The sequence below is a fragment of the Lewinella cohaerens DSM 23179 genome, assembly GCF_000379805.1.
Classification (GTDB): domain Bacteria; phylum Bacteroidota; class Bacteroidia; order Chitinophagales; family Saprospiraceae; genus Lewinella; species Lewinella cohaerens.
The window spans coordinates 1-1,028 of sequence record NZ_KB903618.1; the positions used below are offsets into that span (position 1 = coordinate 1).

At 51.5% G+C, this 1,028-nt stretch carries 1 pseudogene; it reads right to left on the reverse strand.

Features of this window, described 5'->3' with window-relative positions:
• Nucleotides 1-1,028: pseudogene (locus A3EU_RS0127930) on the reverse strand (hypothetical protein); the annotation flags it as partial.

The following is a 1,028-nucleotide window of genomic DNA, read 5'->3' on the forward strand; positions in this document are numbered from 1 at the left end:
GTAACCGTGACCGTGTAAGTACCAGCAGTAAGGCCGGTGAGGTCTTCGCTTGTAGCTCCGGTATTCCACAAGTAAGTATATGGAGCAGTGCCACCAGTAACTACCAAGTCAATGGTCCCCGTCGCGGCACCATTACAATCGGCATCTGTTAATACCGTTGCATCAACATCAATTTCTAAGGTCGTGGGTTCTTCAATAGTGAAGGTCACTTCATCTGTACAACCTTGATCATCGGTAACCGTGACCGTGTACGTGCCAGCTGTCAAACCACTCAGGTCTTCGCTCGTAGCACCGGTGTTCCACAAGTAAGCATATGGAGCAGTGCCACCAGTAACTACCAAGTCAATAGTGCCTGTTGCTGATCCGTTACAATCTGCATCCGTGAGGACGGTTGCGTCAACGTCGATTTCTAAAGTCGTTGGCTCTTCAATTGTGAAGGTCGCTTCGTCTGTACAACCTTGGTCATCTGTAACCGTGACCGTGTACGTACCAGCGGTAAGGCCGGTGAGGTCTTCGCTCGTAGCACCGGTGTTCCACAAGTAAGTGTATGGTGCTGTACCGCCAGTAACTACCAAGTCAATTGTGCCAGTGGCTGATCCATTACAATCAGCATCCGTGAGGACGGTGGCGTCAACGTCAATTTCTAAAGTTGTAGGCTCATCAATGGTGAACGTCGCTTCATCGGTACAACCTTGGTCGTCGGTAACCGTGACCGTGTACGTGCCTGCGGTAAGGCTGGTAAGGTCTTCGCTCGTAGCGCCAGTGTTCCACAGGTAAGTATATGGTGCAGTACCGCCAGTGACTACCAAATCTATGGTTCCAGTGGCTGCGCCGTTACAATCGGCATCCGTGAGGACGGTTGCGTCAACATCAATCTCAAGCGTCGTAGGTTCATCAATCGTGAACGTCGCTTCGTCTGTACAACCTTGGTCATCGGTAACCGTGACCGTGTATGTGCCTGCTGTGAGACCGGTGAGGTCTTCGCTCGTAGCGCCGGTGTTCCACAAGTAAGTATATGGTGCAGTGCC